We start from the raw sequence: 19,423 nt of genomic DNA, 5'->3' as shown, positions 1-19,423 counted from the left end.
GTCAAGGCCTGTTCAGGCATGATCCAGCTCCGCGGCGAGAATCCCGGTGCTGTCGTCGGTACACATGTACGCAATGCATCCTCTGCACGGCGATGTTCGAGGCAGGTGTCGTCCTCAGTTCTGCCCGTGCCTACTCGATGCCGGTACTGGAGTGACACTTGTGCACCTTCAGCGTCAGATGGCCTCTGACGTGGCACCGACCGTGCTGTCCAGGAACATGCGTAGCGCCCGGTTGAAGCGCTCGGGCTGCTCAATGCAGGTCATGTGTGCCGCGTCGGCGATCACGGTTAGCGTGGATTGGGGTAGGTTGCGGTGCATTTCCAGCGAGGCAGCCAGCGGCGTGCCGATGTCGTGCTCGCCAACGATCACCAGCGCCGGGCAGCCGATCCGGGGGAGATCGGCAGTGGTGTGCACCGAGGCAATGGCTGCGCAGGCGCCGGTCCAGCCCTCAATGCTGGTAGACGCGATGACGCGCGCCACATCCGCCACGGCAGCGGGTTCGGCCTCTCGGAAGCCGACCGTGAACCAGCGCCCGATGGCCGGATCCACAAGGGGCACAATACCCTGCGCGCGGGCGACACGGATGCGCTCGTCCCAGACCGATTGGGGTGTTGCGTCATGCTGACTGGTGGTATCAGCCAGTACAAGGGCCTGCACGCGTTGCGGATACTTGAGAGTAAAGGTCTGGCCAATCATGCCTCCCATGGAGAAGCCGATCCAAGTGACTGCCGCGATGCCGAGATGGTCCATCAGTTGAGCAGCGTCGTCGGCCAACTGGTCCAACGTGTACGGGGCCTGGCCAGCGCCACTGCGTCCGTGGCCGCGTGTGTCGTAGCGAAGCACGCGATAGCACCCGGCCAGTGCTGCAACCTGAGCGTCCCACATGGAGACGTCGCAGCCGAGCGAGTGGGACAGCAGCAGCCAGGGGCCGCGCGTGCCGTCGATGGTGTAGTGGATGGCCGGCGCGCCGGTCGGTTCGAACGTGCTCATGGTGTTTGCTTTCATTGCGCGGTGATGTTCGCGGCCTTGGCGATGCGCGCGTACTTGGCCACTTCGGCTTCAATTAGTTTTTGAAAGTCGACAGGAGTGCCGGCCGCCACCTTCACGCCCATGTCGGCCAGTTGTGCCTTCACCTGCGGCAGGCGCAGGACGCCGTTGATGTCCTTGTTCAGTTGGGCGAGTACCGGCGCGGGCGTCTTTGCCGAGGCCAGCAACCCATACCAGAAACTCCATTCGTAGCCCGGCACACCGGCCTGGGCTGTGGTGGGCACGTCCGGCATCTCGGCGATGCGCGAGGCGGAGGTCACAGCCAGAGCGCGTACCCGCCCGTCCTTGACCATACCGACTGCCGAGACGTAGGGCGCGATATGAAACTGCACACGCCCGGCGATGGTTTCGGTCATCGCCTCGCCCACGCTCTTGTACGGAATGTTCACGGCCTCGATGCCCGCCTGTTGGCAGAACAGAGCGGCCGCGAAGTGCGAGCTGCTTCCCACTCCCGCCGACGAGTAGCTGACCGAACCAGGACGCGCCTTGGCCTGCGCCACAAGCTCTGCCAGGTTTCTGGCGGGAAGGTCCTTGGGCACCACGATCAGCGCTGGGCCTTCGCCGATCAGCGTGACCGGGGCGAAATCGCGCAGCGTGTCGTAGCCCGGGTTGCGGAAAACGGCCGGAGCCGTCGCATGGGCGGGCGACACGCTGAGCAAGGTACTGCCGTCGGCCGGCGCGGCCAGTACGGCACGTGCCGCCAGCGTTCCGCCCACGCCTACCTTGTTCTCCACGATGGCTGGTAGCCTCCAGCGTTCGGACAGGGTCGCCGCGATCAAACGTGCGGCCGCATCGGGCACACCGCCCGCGCCGAAGCCCACGATGAAGCGGTAACTGGGTAGAGCCGGCGCCGGAAGTTCGCTGCCGGCAGGTGACTGCGCCCAAGCCGGAGCTGCGGCACAGGCGAGGCCCGCCGGTACGCACTTCAGCAGTGCGCGGCGCGACGGAGTATGAACAGAGGTGTAGGACATGTTGTCTCCTGGATTTGTGCTGCCTTAAGGCAGTCTGGTGGGGATAGCACGGGGCCTGCCCGCGTTAGTTGGTCACAGCAGTAGGCATCGCGGATCGCCGACCCTACTTGCGGGGCCACTGATCTCGGCCAGCCAAGCAAAATCTTCTCGTAGGCCGGCTTCGCTGCGTTCGCGGGCCCAAAACACCACGCCGCCTTCCCAACGCGGGAAACCGTAGCCATTGACCAGAGCTAGGTCCACATCGGTGGCATAGACCGCAACTCCTTCGGCCAGGAGCAGTGCGGCCTCGTTGGCGAGGGCCAGTAGCGCACGGCGCACGATTTCTTCGTCGGTAATGACACGCGGTGCGATACCCTTATCCGCCCGTGCCTGCTCGATTAGCGCGTGCACTGCCGGGTCCACCGCCGGCTTGCCACCCTCTGCATAAGCGTAGTAGCCAGCGCTAGTCTTTCGTCCCAGCCGGCCGGCCTCGCACAACCGGTCGGCTATGTCAACGTAGCGCGTTTGCGGATCGCGTGTTGCTGCCTGGGCCTGGCGCATGCGCCAGGCAATATCCAGTCCAGACAGGTCGGCCACCGCAAATGGGCCCATGGCGAAGCCAAAGCGCTGCAGTGCCGCGTCCACATGCTCAGGCCAAGCGCCCTCCTCGACTAGGAACTCGCACTGGCGCCGGTAAGCGGCATAAAGCCGGTTGCCGATGAAGCCGAAGGCATTGCCGGTCAGCAGCGGCAGCTTGCCGAGCCTCTTTGCCACAGTCAGCCCTGTGACTAGAACTTCAGGCACTGAAGCCTGGCCGCGCACCACTTCCATGAGCCGCATGACGTTGGCCGGACTGAAGAAATGCAGACCAACCACGTCCTGTGGGCGCGACGTAGCTGCAGCGATGGCGTCCAGGTCCAGGTATGACGTGTTGCTTGCAAGCACAGCACCGCGCCGGGCCACAGAATCGATGCGCTCGAACACCTGCCGCTTGACGTCCAGATCCTCGAACACGGCCTCGATCACAAGGTCTGCCGAGGCCAGGTCGTCCCATCGCAAGCTGCTGCGTAGACGCCCCTGGCGCGCCTGGGCTGTATCGGACGCCATCTTGGCTGCGCGCACGCGGCTAGCGTAGTGGTCTTGGATGCGGGCTGTTCCACGTTCCAGCGCCGCACCGTCCTGCTCCAGCAGCAGCACTTCGTAGCCAGCGTCCAGTGCCGCTATGGCAATGCCGGAGCCCATGGTTCCGGCACCGACGACGGCAATGACCCGCACTGAACGCGGTGCTACGCCGGCCAGCGAAGGATGTTTGGCACTCTCACGCTCGACGAAGAATTGATAGCGCAGAGCTGAGGCCTCGCGCGAACTGCGCAACTGCTGGAACACTGCGCGTTCGTCGGCTAGCGCAGTGTCGAAGTCGTGCACAGCCGAGGCCTTGATGGCTTCGATCGCCGCAACTACAGCCGGGCGGTACTTGCCAGCTTTCAGTGCGGCTGTGGCAGAGTCTTCCACGGCTTTGGGCTCGGCCGGAGGCACGGAACGATCGCGCAAGCGCTTCTTACGCCCTGCCAGGCTTCGTGCCAGGGCAAGCGCCTCAGAGCGGAGCTCGCCTGAGGCCTCGGCGTCGATAAGGCCGGCTGCCAAGGCGGAAGGGCTCTTAACCCGCTCGCCGCTGCAGATCATTTTTATGGCGTGGGGTACGCCGACCAGTCGCGGCAGGCGCTGGGTACCGCCCGCGCCCGGGATGATGCCCAGCGTGACCTCTGGCAGGCCGACGACGGTGTCGGGCGCTGCGATGCGCGCATCGCAACCCAGAGCCAGCTCGAAGCCGCCGCCGAGCGCCGCGCCGTGCAGCGCGGCCACGAAGGGCTTGCTGCAGGCATCGATGGCCGCGATCACGCTGGGCAACTGAGGCTCGGCAAGCGGTTGGCCAAACTCGCGGATATCCGAGCCGGCCATGAAAGTGGTGCCGACTCCGATAATTACGGCGGCCACCAGGCTGTCGTCGCGTGCCACTGTGTCAATGGCCTGTAGTAGTCCGGCACGGACAGTCGCAGAACCTGCGTTAATGGGTGGGTTGTCGATGCCGATGATGGCGACGTCGCCGTCGCGCTCCAGGCGTACCTGGCCCAAAGGTGCGGCATCCATCACGCTAGTACCACCACGCCGTCTGCGGCACACACACCTTGTCCCTGCGTCAACACGAACACTGGGTTGATTTCGGCCTCGACCAAGCGGTCGCCTAACTGCGCCGCCATCTGCGAGAAGGCGACGATGGCCGAGACCAGCGCTTCCACGTCAGCCTTGGGCCGACCGCGGAAGCCATCCAGCAGGGGCCAGGTCTTGAGGTCCTGTGCCATAGTCAGTGCGTCGGCGCGCGAAAGGCCGCCGCTTGGCGGCAACAGGCGCAGCGTGGTGTCCTTGAACAGCTCTGCCGTCACGCCGCCCATACCCAACATAATGGCGGTGCCCAGAGCGTCACGGTGCATGCCCAGGATCAGTTCAGTGCCGCCACCGACCATCTTCTGCACAAGGAAGCGCCGGGGCCGCACACCTGCCTTGGTTTCGACCTCCGCAGCCATCTGCGTCAGCCGTGCACCTATGGTCTCGGGTGACAGGCCTACAGCCACACCACCTACGTCACTTTTGTGCGTGATCTGAGCGGACAGAATCTTTAGTACAACGCGGCCACCCAGGGTGCGTGCTGCAGCCTGAGCCTCTTCGGCAGTGGAAACCACTTGCTCGGCTGCGCATGGCAAGCCGAAGCGGGTGAACAACTGTTTGGCCTGGGCCTCGTCCAGTGATCCACTCGGCAGAGAATCGAGTGCAACGGGTTTAGCCGCCTCGCAACCGTCGGCCGGAGCTGGTGCCTGGAAGTTAGCCACGCGCAACATACCAGCCAGAGCCGCAGTGCAGCTTTCCGCTGCGGCGAACGCCGGCACGCCGCGTTGTGTCAGCAGTGCGCCGATCTCGGGCGCGTGCGGGCTTACGTACGCTAAGACAGGCTTGTCAGAGTTCGGCAAGCACTCTTGAATGGCACCCACCAGTAGCTCAGGCATAGCTAGGCTGGACGATCCGACGATGATCACCAAAGCGTCGTAGCTAGGACTGGCCAGCAGCGCATTGATGGCCCCGCGCAGAAGGTCAGGCCGCAGCCCGGCAAGGGTCACGTCTATAGGGTTTCGGTCCAGCACTGCCTCGCTGCCGGTTTGCAGCGCCCGCAGCGCGTCGGCCGTGGCAAGGTCGGGCGCGGGCGTCTCGAACCCGGCCACGCCCAAATCATCGGAAACAAGCGTGCCTGCACCGCCGGTGGAGGTGAGGATTGCCACGCGCTTGCCGCGCAGATGGCGGCCGGTGGTCAGTGCGGCGGGGATGTCGAGCAAGTCCGAGAAAGTCTGTGCGCGGATCACACCGACCTGTTTGAACAGCGCGTCGTACATGCTGTCGGCACCAGCCATCGCTCCTGTGTGCGACACAGCGGCTTGGGCGCCAGCCTCGGAGCGACCAATCTTGAAGGCCACGACTGGCTTGCCCGCATGCGCTGCCTTCAGGCAGGCCGCGCGGAATTTCGACGGATTGCGCACCGTCTCCACGTATAGCGCAATCACTTTGGTGGCAGGGTCATCTGCCAGGTGGTCAATAAAGTCGGCAAGCTCCAGATCAACTTCGTTGCTGGTGGAGATCAATTTGGAAAGACCAATGCCACGAGCTGACGCGCGCGACAGCAGTGACCCAAGGATGCCGCCACTTTGCGAGACGACGCCGATCCCTCCGGCTTTAAAGTCGTCCATCTCCAACGCACCAGAAGGCGAAAGCACTATCTTGTCAGTCAGATTGACCAGTCCGATCGTATTGGGCCCCAGAATTCGCATCGTGCCCGCCGCTTCGACGAGTTGCTGCTGACGGCGAGCGCCTTCTTCACCGGTTTCGGTATAGCCGCTGGCCAACACGATGGCAGCAGCACAGCCGCGCTCCGACAATTCCTTTACCGTAAGATGCGCTCGCTCAGCGCCCAGCAACACCACTGCAACATCAGGAACCTCAGGAAGGGAGGCAACATCTGGGTAACACGGAAGATCGCCAATGGCTTCGACCTTGGGGTTCACGGGCATGATTCGACCGGAATACCCATGCTTTTGCAGGTATGCGACTGGTCGACCTGTAGTTTTCTTCGGGTCAGCCGAGGCTCCGATGACGGCAACACTGCGTGGAGAAAGCAGCTTTGAAATGGCGCTGTTCATACAATCACTCCTTCGCTGCAGCTTTAGCTAAAAAGGCTTCTACCGAGGCGCGGTGTTCGCTACTTGTGTAGCAGATACCTTGCGCCTGACTACCCTGCGCGAACACGTCGTGGGATGACAACTCAAAGCTCTGATTGAGGATGGTCTTGGTCAGTGCCAATGCGGTCGATGAGGCTTTGGAAAGCTCAGCAGCCCATGCCTGCGCATCAGCCAGCAAGGTGTCGGCACTGGCTTTTCGATCGACGATGCCCAAATCGAGGGCTTCGTCCACTTTGACCTGACGCCCAGTGAAAATCAGTTCCTTGGCCTTTGAAAGACCTACGCGTCGTGGCAGAAAATACATGCCACCGCCGTCAGGAATGATGCCGCGGTGAATATAAGACCAGGTGAAGCTTGCCCAGTCGCTGGCGATGATGAAGTCGCAGGCCAGCGCAGTGTCGGCCCCAAGCCCGGAAGCTGCTCCATTGACAGCGGCAACCACAGGTTTAGGCATTGTGTGCAGCAGCGCTTGAGTACGGTGCACACGTTGCTGACGATGCCAGCCGTTGAAGCCAACCTCGCCAGCCGGTGCATTCATTCGCTTCTGCATGCCACTGATGTCTCCACCTGCACAGAAGCCCTTTCCGGCTCCGGTGAGAACCAACGCCCTGATGCTTTTATCGGCTGCAACACGTTCCAGCGCGTCGATAAACTCCGTGCGCATGTCATCGCTCATCGCATTGCGCTTGTCCGGACGACTCAACGTAAGCGTTGCCACCGCGTCATTGACTTGAAGTTCTATTAGGGAATAGCTCATTGATTTCTCCAAAAATTACTCGACACAAAGCCGATCAGTCAGGCTTGATACCGCTTGCCTTGATTACGCGGGCCCAACGTTGCTCCTCGGCTTGTACATATGCATCCAGTTCGGCTGGCGCACCCGCGCTGACAATCAGACCTTCGTGTTCGACCTTGCGGACAAAATCAGGTGAGCGAGCCGCCTTGCGAGCTGCTGCATTCAGGCGCTCTATCACAGCAGGAGGGGTGGCTACGGGGACATACAGTCCGTACCAGCTATCGACGACATAACCAGGCACCGTGGTAGCGATAGGCGCAATGCCCTTGAACGCCGGCGAAGGCTCAGAAGTTGTGACACCCAGTGCTCTAAGCTTTCCACCGTCCACAAATGGCGAAACTGCAGCAGCTGTTGCAAACATCATGTCCACCTGACCTCCCATCAGATCGGTCAGTGCGGGCCCTGCGCCTCGATAAGGGATATGGTTGATCTTTATCTGGGCCAGATTGGCGAACAGCTCTCCGGCCAGATGGGCTGAGGTGCCAGCCCCTTGCGAAGCAAAAGTCAGTTTTCCCGGGTTAGCCTTGGCAGCTGCTACGACGTCGGCTACTGACTTGAATTGACTGTTGGGCCGCACAACCAGTATGTTGGGCCCTTTACCAATGAGCATCACCGGCGCAAATGCTTTGTTGCTTCCATATGGAAGCCTGGGTTGCAGTGCTGGATTCACCGCATGCGCGAAAGATGCAACGACGATGCTATATCCGTCAGGAGCGCTTTTGGCAACGTTGTCGGTTCCGATCATGGTTCCTCCGCCAGGCTTGTTCTCCACAATGACGGGCTGTCCCAGGTCCTTGGACATTTCTGCCCCCAATGTGCGAGCGATCAAGTCCGTGCCACCTCCCGGTGCAAACGGAACAACCAAGCGAATGGGTTTATCTGGAAACGCTGCCATAGCAGATCCTGCTGAAGCGACGACGGCCACGAAAAGTGCAATGGATCTCGCACCTCTGCGAATAAGGGAAGCAGTCATTGAGTTGTCTCCTTGTTATGCGGCATCTGCCGCCTGTCTCTCAAAGCCGGAACATCTAGGTTCTTGATGTCGGTCTTTTAAAGCTTAGGCAGAGTTAACAATCCTGGCACCCCCCTATTTCCAATAGATGGAATTTGCTGGCAAATTTGGCATGCCGCGAATTCCAATGGCTGGAAAAATCCTTGCCAGTTGTGTGGATGCAAGACCGATCAAAATTGCACTAATTCAGCGCCCTCCTTGGGAACCGACGCTATCCCGGTGTGAACTCCGAACCATCAAGAAGCTAATGATCAAAAGCCGCTCTGCTATCCTTAATGACAAGCCGGGTCAGTCGCCCGCCAATCGATCGCTTGAGCGAGGAATAGAAATACTTCGCGCTTTTCGACCTGGATCGGAGCTGCTTGGAAATGGCGATATTGCAGAGCGAACAGGGCTATCGAGGTCTACCGTCAGTCGACTAACTCAGACGCTGGTCGGAACTGGGATGCTGCAGGTGGACACATCTGTGCGCGCCTACCGCCTAGCGCCGGCTGTTCTAAGCCTGGCACATGCAATGCGTACAGGCTCGCAGGTCTTAGCCATTGCCGCACCGCTGATGCGGACGCTTGCAGAGACCCAACGCATCAACGTTGGCCTGGCCGCCCCCGACAGAGATGAAATGGTCTACCTGGAATCCATCCGCTACAGCCGGCGCGTGGTGCTTCGCCATGTGGTTTCGGGCCAGCGAGTCCCCATGGAGCTGACGTCCCTGGGGCGTGCCTATCTGGCGGTCGTGTCCGAACCCAAACGTGAGGCACTGCTAGCCACATTCCAACACCGCAGAGCCGGACAGTGGGAAGTCCTTGAGCATGCGATCGAAGACGCGCGTCAAAGCGTGAGAGCGCGAGGCTTCTGTGCCGCAGCATGGCAACCCGAGGTGGTTGCACTGGCAACGCCATTGGTCACGCCGGATGCAATCTATGTTCTAAACCTCAGCATCTCTACAGAGGAAGCTCTGGCAAAAGTCGTGGAGGACCTGTGGAACCCATTGATAGCACTACGAGACGAAATTCAGAAAAGACTGAATGCGCTGCAATCGATGTAAATGGGATTTCTCATCACGCTTATGCAGTGTATCGAAGCCATTGCGATCAAGACAGTGCCAACGCTAGAGTTATCCCAAAAATCCAGCGAAGAATAGCCGCTATTTCCAAGTAATGAAAGCCTGCGCCGTACTAACTCCCAAATTGCCGCCGATGCTCAGTCAAATAGCTAAAAGGCATAGCTGATATAGCCGCTAAAGGCTTATTGCAGAGCCAGTGGCGTAAGAGACTGGTTGCATGACTAACACAACTACAGAGACATCACGCCGACTTGTTCGGTACCTCCCACCAAATACCAATGCGGAAGTTCATATCGAATATGCCGATCAAGGGACGGGTCGAATCATTTGCATTCTTCCTTCGTTGGCTCGATCAGGTCGAGACTACGACGTCGTGGCCGACTACCTGCAGCAAGATGGCTTCCGCGTAATTCGCCCAGAGCCGCGCGGCATCGGGCATAGCCATGGTCCCATGCAGGGCCTAAGTTTGCATGACTTTGCTGCCGATGTGGCCGCTGTCCTGGATCAAGAACGCACCGGCCCCATCCTCATAGTGGGTCATGCCTGGGGCAGCCAACCCGCTCGCATGCTGGCTGCTGATCGACCCGACTTGGTATGCGGCGTCATCATGGCTGCTGCATCTGCGGGCAGGCTGCCGCCCGAGTCGAGCGAAATGCCATACAGCCGTCTGCGCGACGCCATAGATGGAGCAAGTGACTTTAGCCTGTCAGAGGAACAGCGGCTGGACTGCCTGCGCCGAGCCTTCTTTGCCCCTGGTCACGATCCGCGCGTCTGGCTAGACGGCTGGAACACAGAGGCTCACGAGGCTCAAAGCCATGCTCGACGCAGCACCCCTGTCGATGACTATTTCTCTGCTGGTACCCAAGTGCCCATCCTGGATCTACAGGCCGAGCACGATGCGGTAGTGATCCCGAAGGTAATGAAACTCTACCTTGGCGAGCGTGTCACTGAGCAAGTGATTAGTGACGCCGGTCACGCAATGGCACCAGAGCAGCCACGCGCCATGGCCGATGCCATCGCTGCTTTTGCTCATCGCGTCTATCAGAAATAAGCTATCCCTGCCACAGCACTCGCCCAGACGGACAGCAATCCGCTTCTTTGCGTTGCTTCCATTTCGATAACGCGCCTACCAAAAGTGTGCGTAAACACCACGTGCCCACTGAACTGCGCTTGGCATATGCGCATGGCCTGCCACGCCATGTAGGAATCAGCACAGTTCGATCTACCTGCAGCAAGACAAGACCACCCAAGAGTTAGCTGCAGGGGTTTTGACAGACATAAAAATTACCGGAGACATCAATGAAACATTCCTTCCAACGCACGATTAGAACGTCCCTCAAGGCGGCCACCATGTTCGCTGCCACCCTGGCCATTGGTCTCAACGCGGCTCAGGCTGCGTTCCCTGACAAACCAGTCAAGTTAGTGGTTCCATTCGCACCCGGAGGTGGTGCAGATCTGATCGCGCGAACGCTCGCAGTCGGAATGTCACAAGAACTCGGGCAATCAGTCATCGTTGAAAACAAACCTGGAGCTGGCACCATCATCGGCTCGGAAATGGTGGCCAAGAGTGCTCCGGACGGCTACACGCTACTCGTGTCCTCTATAGCGCACTCGGTCAACCCGAGTCTTATGGAAAAGCTTCCTTACGCCACAGAAAAAGCTTTCACGCCGGTGTCTATGGTGGTGCGCTCCCCAAATGTACTGGTCGTGCGCGCAAGTAGCCCGTACAAGACAGTCAAGGACATCATTGCGGCAGCCAAAGCAAAGCCCAACCAGTTGACATACGCATCGCCTGGCAACGGAACTTCGTCTCACCTCGCTGCAGCTCTTTTTGCGGATCTGGCTAAGCTACAGATTCAGCACATCACCTACAAAGGATCCTCCCCTGCCCTCACTGATTTGCTGGGCGGGCAGACCGACATCCTATTCGGCACATCGGGTTCTGTTGGTCCATTCATTGACAGCGGAAAACTAAGAGCGCTAGCGGTGACTTCGGCGACTCGCTCGAGCGCCTACCCGAATGTACCCACCATGGCTGAAGCCGGTGTCGCAGGATATGTATCGGAGGGTTGGTACGGCCTGCATGCTCCCGCCGGCACGCCTACCGCCATCATTGAGCAACTCAATGCAGCGACCCGTAAAGCGGCTCAGAGCGACTTCTTTAAATCGAAGTTGGTTCATGAAGGCATGGTTGCCCAAACGGGCACTCCAACCGAATACGAAGCATTTGTTCGAGCTGAGATTGCCCGTTGGTCCAAGCTAGTCAAGGCAGACGTGATCACGAAATAAAAAGCCATAACGGGAGACAAGCATGAACAAAGCAAATACCTCGCTCGTCCTGAGACTTGCTCTAACAAGCGCCTTGTTTGGAATTAGCGCGATAGCTAGCGCGCAAGACTATCCGAGCAAGACTATCCGTATGGTGATTCCCTACACTCCTGGAGGATCCATAGATACCGTTGGCAGACTGGTAGCTGACCAGTTGCAGCGCCAACTCGGTCAGCCGATCGTCATTGAAAACACACCAGGCGCTTCTGGCCTCCTTGGTTCCATGCATGTGAAGAACGCGAAGGCCGATGGCTACACTTTGCTGTTCAACGCCTCCAGCCAGGCGTACCTGCCGCTTGTAGTTGCCAAGAAAACCTACGACCCGCAGCGAGACTTCACTCCTGTGGCGCAGATAGGGTACGTGCCGCTAATCGTTGCAGTAAACAACGGGGTTCAAGCCAAAACGATCGAAGAATTCATCAAATTGGCCAAAGCCAACCCTGGGAAGTTTACTTGGGCAACTTCTGGCTTGGGTACGACTAGTCACTTGAGTGAAGAAATGCTCAACCGAGCACTTGGTCTGAAAATGGAGATCGTTCCTTACAAGGGAGCTGTGCCTCAATTGACTGATGTTGTTGGTGGACATGTCTCCGCGGCGATTTCGCCTATGCCCGGGGTCACACCCTTTGTTCAGGCCGGCCGCCTGCGGCCGCTGGCGGTGACTAGCAAGACGCGAGCTCCATCACTGCCAGACGTTCCTGCGCTAGCTGAAAGCACCGTCCCAGGATTCGAGTTGTTGTCTTGGTATGGCGTATGGGGCCCAGCCAACATGCCGGTCGAAGTTACCAACAGACTGAATGCAGAGATCGCCAAGGCCGTCGAAGCACCGTCCTTAAAGACCAAATTCGCCGAGCTGTCATTTGTGCCTACAAAGTCCAGCCCCTCGCAATTTCGGCAGCTGATCGCTGAAGACTTGCTGAAAATCGGCAAAGCGGTCAAGGAAGCTGAAATTCGAATTGACTTCTAACTAGCAGCCAGGAACTCATAAATGTCGCACTCTGTTTTCACACGTCGCCAGGTTCTGCGGTCCGGTACGGCACTTGCCTCGGCTTCGTCACTTATAAGCTTGGAAGCCTGGTCTGCTGACAACTTCCCGACACGCACCATACGTGTGGTCGTACCGTTCGCCCCGGGCGGCGGCACCGATGTAATTGGGCGGGCTTTGCTGGAAGGAATGCAGCGGGAACTTGGAAAAGCCTTGATCATTGACAACAAGCCCGGTGGCGGCACCATCATAGGCACAGACATCGTGGCCAAATCGCCTGCCGACGGCTACACGTTGCTTCTTACGACCTCAGCTATTGCGATCAACGACTCTCTGGTCAAGAAACTCCCCTATAAGACGCAAAAGGACTTCACTGAAGTGGCTCGGGTCTGCAGCGGGCCAAACGTCCTGGTCACTCCCCCGAACAGCCGCTTCAAAAGCGTCGCTGACGTGATTGCCGCCGCGAAAGCAGCCCCCGGAAGGCTGACGTATGCATCGTCGGGCAACGGATCTGCCGTCCACTTGGCTGGCGAACTGTTCAAGACCATGGCTAACGTGGATATCACGCATGTGCCCTACCGAGGAGCTGGCCCTGCTTACACCGATCTGATTGGCGGTCAAGTCGACCTTTTGTTCGGTACGGCGGGTGGAGTGGCAAAAATGGTTGCCAGCGGCACAATGCGACCGCTCGGCATAACCTCTCCAAAGCGCAGCGAAGCCTACAAAGGAGTTCCAGCAATTGCAGAGACCCTGCCAGGCTATGAAGCCGATGTCTGGTACGCAGCGTTTGCACCTGCGGGCACGCCAGCACCAGTCATTTCAAAGATTAATGCAGCTCTGCGCAAAGTTGCAGAAACAAACGCTTATCGCGAGCGCCTTGCTCGCGAAGGGTTGACGGTAGCGGTAAACACGCCGGAGCAGATGACCCAGTTCATGCGCGCCGAGGAGGCACGTTGGCGTAAGGTGGTGATCGCTGGCAAAGTCACTATCGACTGAAGCCTCAATCCCTCGTCGCACCGTAAATCCCCTCCGCGAACATATGTCCAATGGATTCCTCCCCACAGACATGATTTTGCTGCGCATGCAGGGCGCGCAGCAATCCATGATTTCCGGCCTCGAACTGCACGTGATGGCCAATCCCGTCAATGCAGAGTTGCGGGGCTCAATCGTGCGCAAGGTCTGGGCAGAGCATTCCCAAACTGCTTATGTTTATCTTGCTCTGCCCCACCGTTTGTCTCTCGCGAAGCAAACATTGGATGCTCTGACATGCCCATCCATGCCCGGCATAAGCCTATCTGCCAGTCGCATGACTTTGATGGATAGCCTGACCGGGGCTAGCTTGGTAAGACAGGCGTCGTTTCACTACGTTGTGGAAACGACGCCTGAAACGGGCTGGGAGTTGGAGCTTCAGAGATGGTATGCAATGGAACATCTCCCGGGTCTTTCTCGGACTCCTGGATGCGTGCAGGCACAGAGATTCTGGAACCATGACGAAGGACCCCGGTCTTTCGCATGCTACGACCTAGTCGACGAACAAGCTCTGGCTTCACCCGAATGGCTAGCGGTCCGCCAAACTTCCTGGAGTGATCGCGTGCGCCCTCATTTCACCAACACCATTCGGACCATGTTCACCATTCAGTTGTGAATGTGAGCAAGCTCGTATGGCTCAAAGCGAGCGTGCTCCGTTACGGAAATCCAACTCTCGCAGCAGTTTGGCAGTCTCTGCGACCAGACGTGTTGCGGGCCGAGCACGCGGCATTGCCAGCACTAAGAGATTGTGAATGGCTGGCGGCCCGATCGGAGTTGCTTGGATCTCCGACCTCCTACTGCTCAGGCACAGGGCACTGTCAGGAAGAATAGAACAAGCTAAGCCGTCCTCAACCACCGCCAATGCGGTATGTACTGCCCCAACCTCCGCGACGACGTTTAGCACGATGCGGTGAGGCAGAAGCACGGAATCCACCAGACTCCGGATCGGGTTGTGTGATCCTGGCAGCACCAATGGGAAGTCGGCCAACACCTCAAGGCCAACTTGCTTCGGTAATCGGTAGCCTTTCGGCGCAACTAGCACCATCCGCTCGCGCATCAACGGTTCATACGACAGAAGCGGCGTGGGTGCTGGATCAAATAGCAGACCCAGATCGATACGACCTGCTATTAAGCCTTCGCGCAGCGAAAGACTAAGCCCCTCTACTACGGACAACAATGCATTCGGCAAACGACGCCGAAATTCCCGAATCAGGGGGACCCCCAAGCCCATGGCCACTCGATTAGGCAAGCCAACGACGATTCGACCAACGGGTTCTGAATGCATCTCCTTAAGGTCCGACAGTGCTTGGCTGGCCGCGTTGAGCATGACGCGCGCATGAGCGAGCAGCGCATGACCAGCAGCTGTCGCAGTGACACCCCTCCCGGTGCGTTCCAACAAACGTTGTCCAAGCTCCTCTTCCAGCAAGGCAATCTGCCGACTGACGCTGGGTTGCGCAAGGTTGAGGGTCGCTGCGGCACGGCTGAAACTACCCTGCTCAGCAACAGCGACGAAGTATTCAAGCTGCCGCAGATCCATAGGAAATAGACATAGCTGATATAGGAGCTATCGAGTTTAACTTACCCACTCATAAGCGCAAACTGATTTCCATGCAGCAATCGCAACGACGGTTGCTCAGCTAATTCAATGACAGGAGCAAGCATGAGAAGGTTCGAATCCAAAATCGCCATCGTAACGGGCGCCGGTTGCGTCGGAGCCGGCTGGGGCAACGGTCGTGCAATGGCCGTTCGCCTCGCCGAAGAAGGCGCCAAAGTCCTGGCTGTCGATCGCGACCAGGATCGATTGAATGAAACGCTATCTCTAGCGGGCGATGCAGCCTCTTCCATCACGACCTGCATCTGCGATGTGACTAGTTCTGCAAGCGTACAAGCCATGGTCGAAGCATGTCTGTCGACTTATGGTGCCCCGGACATCTTGATCAACAACGTAGGTGGCTCCGCTGCAGGAGGACCAGTGCAGTTGAGCGAGGAAGCCTGGGACAGTCAGATTGACATCAACCTCAAAAGCGTCTTCCTGACCTGCAAATATGTGCTGCCACACATGGTGGAGCAAAAACTCGGCGCCATTGTCAATGTGGCGTCTACATCAGGCCTTCGCTGGACTGGCAGCGCGCAGGTTGCTTACGCCGCAAGCAAAGCCGGCGTGATCCATCTTTCTCGCGTAGTTGCCGTTCAGCATGCTCCGGATGGGATCCGCGTGAATACGGTAGTTCCAGGTCAGTTGCACACCCCTATGGTTGAGGTGCGCCTAGCCAAGCAGCGCACGGGAGGCGATGTGGAGTCTTTGCTGGCATCCCGTGTCAAGCGTATTCCTCTTGGCTTCATGGGTGACGGTCGGGATACGGCCAGTGCTGCACTCTATCTCGCTAGTGACGAAGCGCAGTTCATTACAGGAACGGAACTGGTCGTGGATGGTGGCATGACTGCTCGCTGCGACTGAGCAACGCCAGTGCAAGGAGACATATTCGTGAATAAAAGACACATCCTCATCGCGGCAGCAGCGCTCTCGCTGGCATCTATCAGTTATGCGCAGTCCAGTGGGAAACCCGTGCGCATCATCACCTCTTTCAGCGCAGGAGGTCCTGTCGATTTTGTTGCGCGTACGCTGGCTGATCAGCTAGGTCGCGAACTCAAACGCCCAGTGATCGTGGAGAACAAGCCTGGTGCAAATGGTGCGTTAGGCGCAATGGAGACCCTGCGAGGAGAAGCCGATGGGTCATCAATATGGATCACCAGTGTGGGGGCCGCAGCAATCAACCCCTCATTGCAGGAAAAGGCGCCCTACAACACTCAGCGCGACTTTGCACCAGTTTCCCTAGTGGCAAACAACGTAGAAGTGTTGGTGGTCAGCTCTAAGGACCCCGCAAAGGATGCAGCCGAGTTCGTAAAAAATGCGAAGAGCATTAAAGAGTCAACACCCATGGCTTCCTCCGGATCCGGCAGCATCCCTCACCTGGCTCTTATCCAGTTGGAAGAGTCAACCGGGGCGAAGTTCCTGCATGTCCCCTACAAAGGAATGGCGCCAGCGATGACCGACATCATGGGTGGACAAGTGAAGGGCGTTTTTGCGGACGTCGCGGCCATCATGCCCCACGTCCAAGGGGGACGCCTGAAAGCCATTGGGCTAGCGGCACAGAAGCGACATCCTTCGCTTCCAAACGTGAAGACGTTCGAAGAACAAGGTATCAAGGCTGTCGACACCAATAACTGGTATGCCTTGTTCGTGTCCGCAAAGACCTCTCCTGCCGTTGTCGAGCAACTGAACAAAGCGGTGCGTGCAGCGATCGCGAATCCAGATGTCAGTGCTAGGTTGTTGCAAGGGGGCGCAGAACCGAAATCTTCTACCTCCCAGGAGCTAGCCGCTCTGCTGAAGGCGGATACGGAAAAATGGGGCGCCATCATCAAGTCCCGCAACATCAAGGCAGATCAATGACAACCTCTCATATTCGCGTGCCCCTGGTGGTACCAGGCTCGAGACCTGAACTAGCTGAGGTAGAGGCACGCATACAGTCCGAACGCGGCCGCATATCACTGCTGTATCAGGCATTGCTCAACAGCGCACCGATTGCTGCGGGATGGGAGGCTATGTTGACCGCCGTGCGCAATCGAACAGGGGTTGCGGCAGACCTGCGCGAGATGATCATTCTTCGAGTTGCCGTTTTGAACGATGCAGCCTTCGAGTTCGACGCACATATCCCCCACGCGCTCAAAGCCGGCTTTCCGCAGCACAAGATTGACGCGCTCAAAAGTACGACTCCAGAAGGAGTCTTCACTGAGCAAGAGTTGTTGCTACTGGAACTCACCGACCGCATGACACGCGATGTCAAAGTGCCGGAAGAATTGATGGGGCGCATCAACGCACTCCACGATCCTCAGACGGTGGTTGAACTCGTGGCGACAGTAGCGGCCTACAACATGGTGTCTCGCTTCCTGGTGGCACTTAACATCTCGCATTGAAGCACGCAAGCACCCTCAACCAGAGCGAGCAAGCCGTCGCAAGCTCGATCGCTGCTGCTCCAATGAGGTAGTGCTTGGCGCCGCCTACATGCCTGCCCTATGAGCTCGCTAATGGCCTAACACTACCGAGGTTCAAAGCTTGATGGTGTACCAATTGACGCCTAAGCGCTCCCCCTGCTCAACTCACCATTGCCCTGTATGTCTGCCCTGACCTCCGACTCTGCTATCCCTGTTCGTACCTACCTGGAACACCCGACGGCACCAAAGTTGCGCCTGCCACCACAGGCATGCGATAGCCATGTCCATGTTTTAGGACCTGTTGCCCGCTTCCCCTATAACCCCCAGCGTCGGGCCACTCCAGTTGAGGCTCCTAAGGAGACGTTGTTTGCCTTGCATCGTCAAATGGGCATCGAACGTTGTGTCATCGTACAGTCGATAACGCACGGCACGGACAATCGGGTTGTCGAGGATGCAATTGCTGCTGGAGACGGACGCTACCTCGGCGTTGCACTGGTGGATCCAGACATCCCCGACACCGAGCTTCAACGCCTCGCACAGGTAGGCTTTCGCGGCGTGCGTTTTAACTTCATGAGACATATCGATGGCGGGGTTAGCGTCGACAAAGTCTTAGCGCTTACACCACGCCTTGCTGCTGCAGGGATGCATTTGCAGGTGCATTTTGAAAGCGAACTGATTCATGAACTTTCCGAGCCCCTGCAGCGCAGCCATGTACCGGTAGTGATTGATCATATGGGACGCGTAGACGCTACGCGTGGGGCTAGCCATGCTGATTTTCAAGCACTTCTCAAACTGCTAGATAATAGCCAGTTCTATGTGAAAGTAAGTGGAATTGACCGTATTGATGCCAATGCACCTCCGCAGCAACGCTACCGTAATGGAATAGCACTGGCACGCATACTTGTAGAGCGCTTTCCAGAGCGCTGTGTTTGGGGGACTGACTGGCCCCACCCCAATCACACGCACATTCCCGACGATGGAGTACTAGTCGATGCACTGTCTGAAATAGCTAACAACTCCAATCTTCTTGAACACCTACTTGTCAAGAATCCGCGGGCGCTTTATCGATTCGAGGCACATTGAGCATCTCTTCACATTCGCTAAGGTCTACCAACTGGTGCTGGTATGGCAACGCCATCACTCCGCATCTATCTACCGGTTCTTGGAGCGTGCCGACAAGTATCAAAGCTTCCGAGCGCAGTAGCCTCGCTGTTTTCCGAGAACACCTATATTGAGTTCTTCTGCCTATGGTGGCCAACTCTCCAATGAGTTAGCCAGCTATCGCTGCCAACGTTTGCTAGAAATGGCATGGGCTGCAGCCGGTCTCAAAGACGCCTTGTTAAGGTGAAATATGAGACCCGCAGCAGCCCAAGGAGTTCAATCACGCTCTAGCTGCAGCGTATAAAGCACAAGTCTCTGCGCAACTGCTCGCTCGCGGCTCTACAGTACGCAGGGCAAATACGTACTTGTAATCCTAACAAATTCCTAACAACTCATATACGACACTTCGCGCACCTTCATTCTTTGGGATTAGCGCGTGCTTCAGCGTTTGAGACATGTGCAGCTCAACCCAGTTCAACTAACTTGGGTGGCTGCGCTTTTTTTTTTCCACGATTGGCAACCTAGCGCTTTGGCAAACCTTGTGGGCCAAAGTGGAAATCGACAGCCTGCGTAGCGTTTGCTTTTTCATCAGCTTGCCGGTGTTCTTCTTTTGCCTGTTCAACCTATTGCTGTCGCCGGTGCTGGTACTACCTTACTTGCGCAAGCCTTTGCTGGCAATGCTGGTGGTGATCAGTGCCTGTTGCAGCTACTTTATGCTCCACTACAAGGTGCTAATCGACCGCAGCATGGTTCAAAATTTTTTTGAGACCAATCAGGCGGAGCTCAATGCCTACCTTTCGCTGCCGCTGCTGCTAACTATTTTGGTGCTGGCGACGTCA

18 protein-coding genes are annotated in these 19,423 nt (G+C 57.9%); 11 read left to right on the top strand and 7 right to left on the bottom strand.

The genetic code is table 11. The features are described 5' to 3' along the window. Positions 1-174: 174 nt before the first annotated feature. The 6 genes from pcaD to AAIL67_RS21280 form a co-directional block, all read right to left on the bottom strand. Positions 175-990 carry a 3-oxoadipate enol-lactonase gene (gene pcaD / locus AAIL67_RS21305; RefSeq protein WP_343484829.1) on the bottom strand — a complete coding sequence of 272 codons (816 nt, stop codon included), beginning with the start codon at positions 988-990 and terminating at the stop codon, positions 175-177. 11 nt (positions 991-1,001) lie between these two features. Then, on the bottom strand, positions 1,002-2,018 hold the full coding sequence (locus AAIL67_RS21300) for a tripartite tricarboxylate transporter substrate binding protein (protein WP_343484828.1): 1,017 nt from the start codon (positions 2,016-2,018) through the stop codon (positions 1,002-1,004). Between the two features lie 72 nt (positions 2,019-2,090). Continuing rightward, positions 2,091-4,145 carry a 3-hydroxyacyl-CoA dehydrogenase NAD-binding domain-containing protein gene (locus AAIL67_RS21295; RefSeq protein WP_343484827.1) on the bottom strand — a complete coding sequence of 685 codons (2,055 nt, stop codon included), beginning with the start codon at positions 4,143-4,145 and terminating at the stop codon, positions 2,091-2,093. Continuing rightward, on the bottom strand, positions 4,145-6,238 hold the full coding sequence (locus AAIL67_RS21290; RefSeq protein ID WP_343484826.1) for an acetate--CoA ligase family protein: 2,094 nt from the start codon (positions 6,236-6,238) through the stop codon (positions 4,145-4,147). The genes AAIL67_RS21295 and AAIL67_RS21290 overlap by 1 nt, the downstream gene beginning before the upstream one ends. A 4-nt stretch (positions 6,239-6,242) precedes the next feature. Next, positions 6,243-7,034 carry an enoyl-CoA hydratase/isomerase family protein gene (locus tag AAIL67_RS21285; protein WP_343484825.1) on the bottom strand — a complete coding sequence of 264 codons (792 nt, stop codon included), beginning with the start codon at positions 7,032-7,034 and terminating at the stop codon, positions 6,243-6,245. 34 nt (positions 7,035-7,068) lie between these two features. After that, on the bottom strand, positions 7,069-8,046 hold the full coding sequence (locus AAIL67_RS21280) for a tripartite tricarboxylate transporter substrate binding protein (protein WP_343484824.1): 978 nt from the start codon (positions 8,044-8,046) through the stop codon (positions 7,069-7,071). Between the two features lie 286 nt (positions 8,047-8,332). Here AAIL67_RS21280 and AAIL67_RS21275 point away from each other — a divergent pair, with 286 nt between their 5' ends. The 6 genes from AAIL67_RS21275 to AAIL67_RS21250 all read left to right on the top strand — a co-directional run bounded on the left by AAIL67_RS21275 (position 8,333) and on the right by AAIL67_RS21250 (position 14,106). Beyond that, on the top strand, positions 8,333-9,130 hold the full coding sequence (locus AAIL67_RS21275) for a helix-turn-helix domain-containing protein (RefSeq protein ID WP_343484823.1): 798 nt from the start codon (positions 8,333-8,335) through the stop codon (positions 9,128-9,130). Positions 9,131-9,365: 235 nt separating this feature from the next. Continuing rightward, positions 9,366-10,199, top strand: a complete 834-nt coding sequence (locus AAIL67_RS21270) for an alpha/beta fold hydrolase (RefSeq protein WP_343484822.1) — start codon at positions 9,366-9,368, stop codon at positions 10,197-10,199. Between the two features lie 299 nt (positions 10,200-10,498). Next, the gene (locus AAIL67_RS21265) at positions 10,499-11,437 is read left to right on the top strand and encodes a tripartite tricarboxylate transporter substrate binding protein (RefSeq protein WP_343484821.1); all 939 of its coding nucleotides are present in this window, start codon (positions 10,499-10,501) and stop codon (positions 11,435-11,437) included. A 22-nt stretch (positions 11,438-11,459) separates the two neighbouring features. After that, positions 11,460-12,443 (top strand): tripartite tricarboxylate transporter substrate binding protein, encoded by a 984-nt coding sequence (locus AAIL67_RS21260; protein WP_343484820.1) that lies wholly within the window; start codon positions 11,460-11,462, stop codon positions 12,441-12,443. Between the two features lie 21 nt (positions 12,444-12,464). Beyond that, a complete protein-coding gene (locus AAIL67_RS21255; protein WP_343484819.1) occupies positions 12,465-13,457 on the top strand; it encodes a tripartite tricarboxylate transporter substrate binding protein in 993 nt (330 codons plus the stop codon). A 70-nt stretch (positions 13,458-13,527) separates the two neighbouring features. Beyond that, positions 13,528-14,106, top strand: a complete 579-nt coding sequence (locus AAIL67_RS21250) for a hypothetical protein (protein ID WP_343484818.1) — start codon at positions 13,528-13,530, stop codon at positions 14,104-14,106. Between the two features lie 21 nt (positions 14,107-14,127). Here AAIL67_RS21250 and AAIL67_RS21245 read toward each other — a convergent pair whose 3' ends face one another. After that, a complete protein-coding gene (locus AAIL67_RS21245) occupies positions 14,128-15,027 on the bottom strand; it encodes a LysR family transcriptional regulator (RefSeq protein ID WP_343484817.1) in 900 nt (299 codons plus the stop codon). Between the two features lie 123 nt (positions 15,028-15,150). Here AAIL67_RS21245 and AAIL67_RS21240 point away from each other — a divergent pair, with 123 nt between their 5' ends. The 5 genes from AAIL67_RS21240 to AAIL67_RS21220 all read left to right on the top strand — a co-directional run. Further along, positions 15,151-15,948, top strand: a complete 798-nt coding sequence (locus tag AAIL67_RS21240; protein ID WP_343484816.1) for an SDR family NAD(P)-dependent oxidoreductase — start codon at positions 15,151-15,153, stop codon at positions 15,946-15,948. A 27-nt stretch (positions 15,949-15,975) separates the two neighbouring features. Beyond that, on the top strand, positions 15,976-16,941 hold the full coding sequence (locus AAIL67_RS21235) for a tripartite tricarboxylate transporter substrate binding protein (RefSeq protein WP_343484815.1): 966 nt from the start codon (positions 15,976-15,978) through the stop codon (positions 16,939-16,941). Next, positions 16,938-17,465 carry a carboxymuconolactone decarboxylase family protein gene (locus AAIL67_RS21230; protein ID WP_343484814.1) on the top strand — a complete coding sequence of 176 codons (528 nt, stop codon included), beginning with the start codon at positions 16,938-16,940 and terminating at the stop codon, positions 17,463-17,465. The genes AAIL67_RS21235 and AAIL67_RS21230 overlap by 4 nt, the downstream gene beginning before the upstream one ends. A gap of 198 nt (positions 17,466-17,663) precedes the next feature. Continuing rightward, positions 17,664-18,566, top strand: a complete 903-nt coding sequence (locus AAIL67_RS21225; RefSeq protein ID WP_343484813.1) for an amidohydrolase family protein — start codon at positions 17,664-17,666, stop codon at positions 18,564-18,566. Between the two features lie 569 nt (positions 18,567-19,135). Then, the coding region (locus AAIL67_RS21220; RefSeq protein ID WP_343484811.1) for a phosphoethanolamine transferase domain-containing protein at positions 19,136-19,423 on the top strand (288 nt) is incomplete at its 3' end.

This window comes from Comamonas sp. A7-5, assembly GCF_039581385.1.
Taxonomy (GTDB): Bacteria; Pseudomonadota; Gammaproteobacteria; order Burkholderiales; family Burkholderiaceae_C; genus Comamonas; species Comamonas thiooxydans.
The sequence above is the reverse complement of the archived record's forward strand: the minus strand, read 5'-3'. Positions and strand labels throughout refer to the sequence as shown.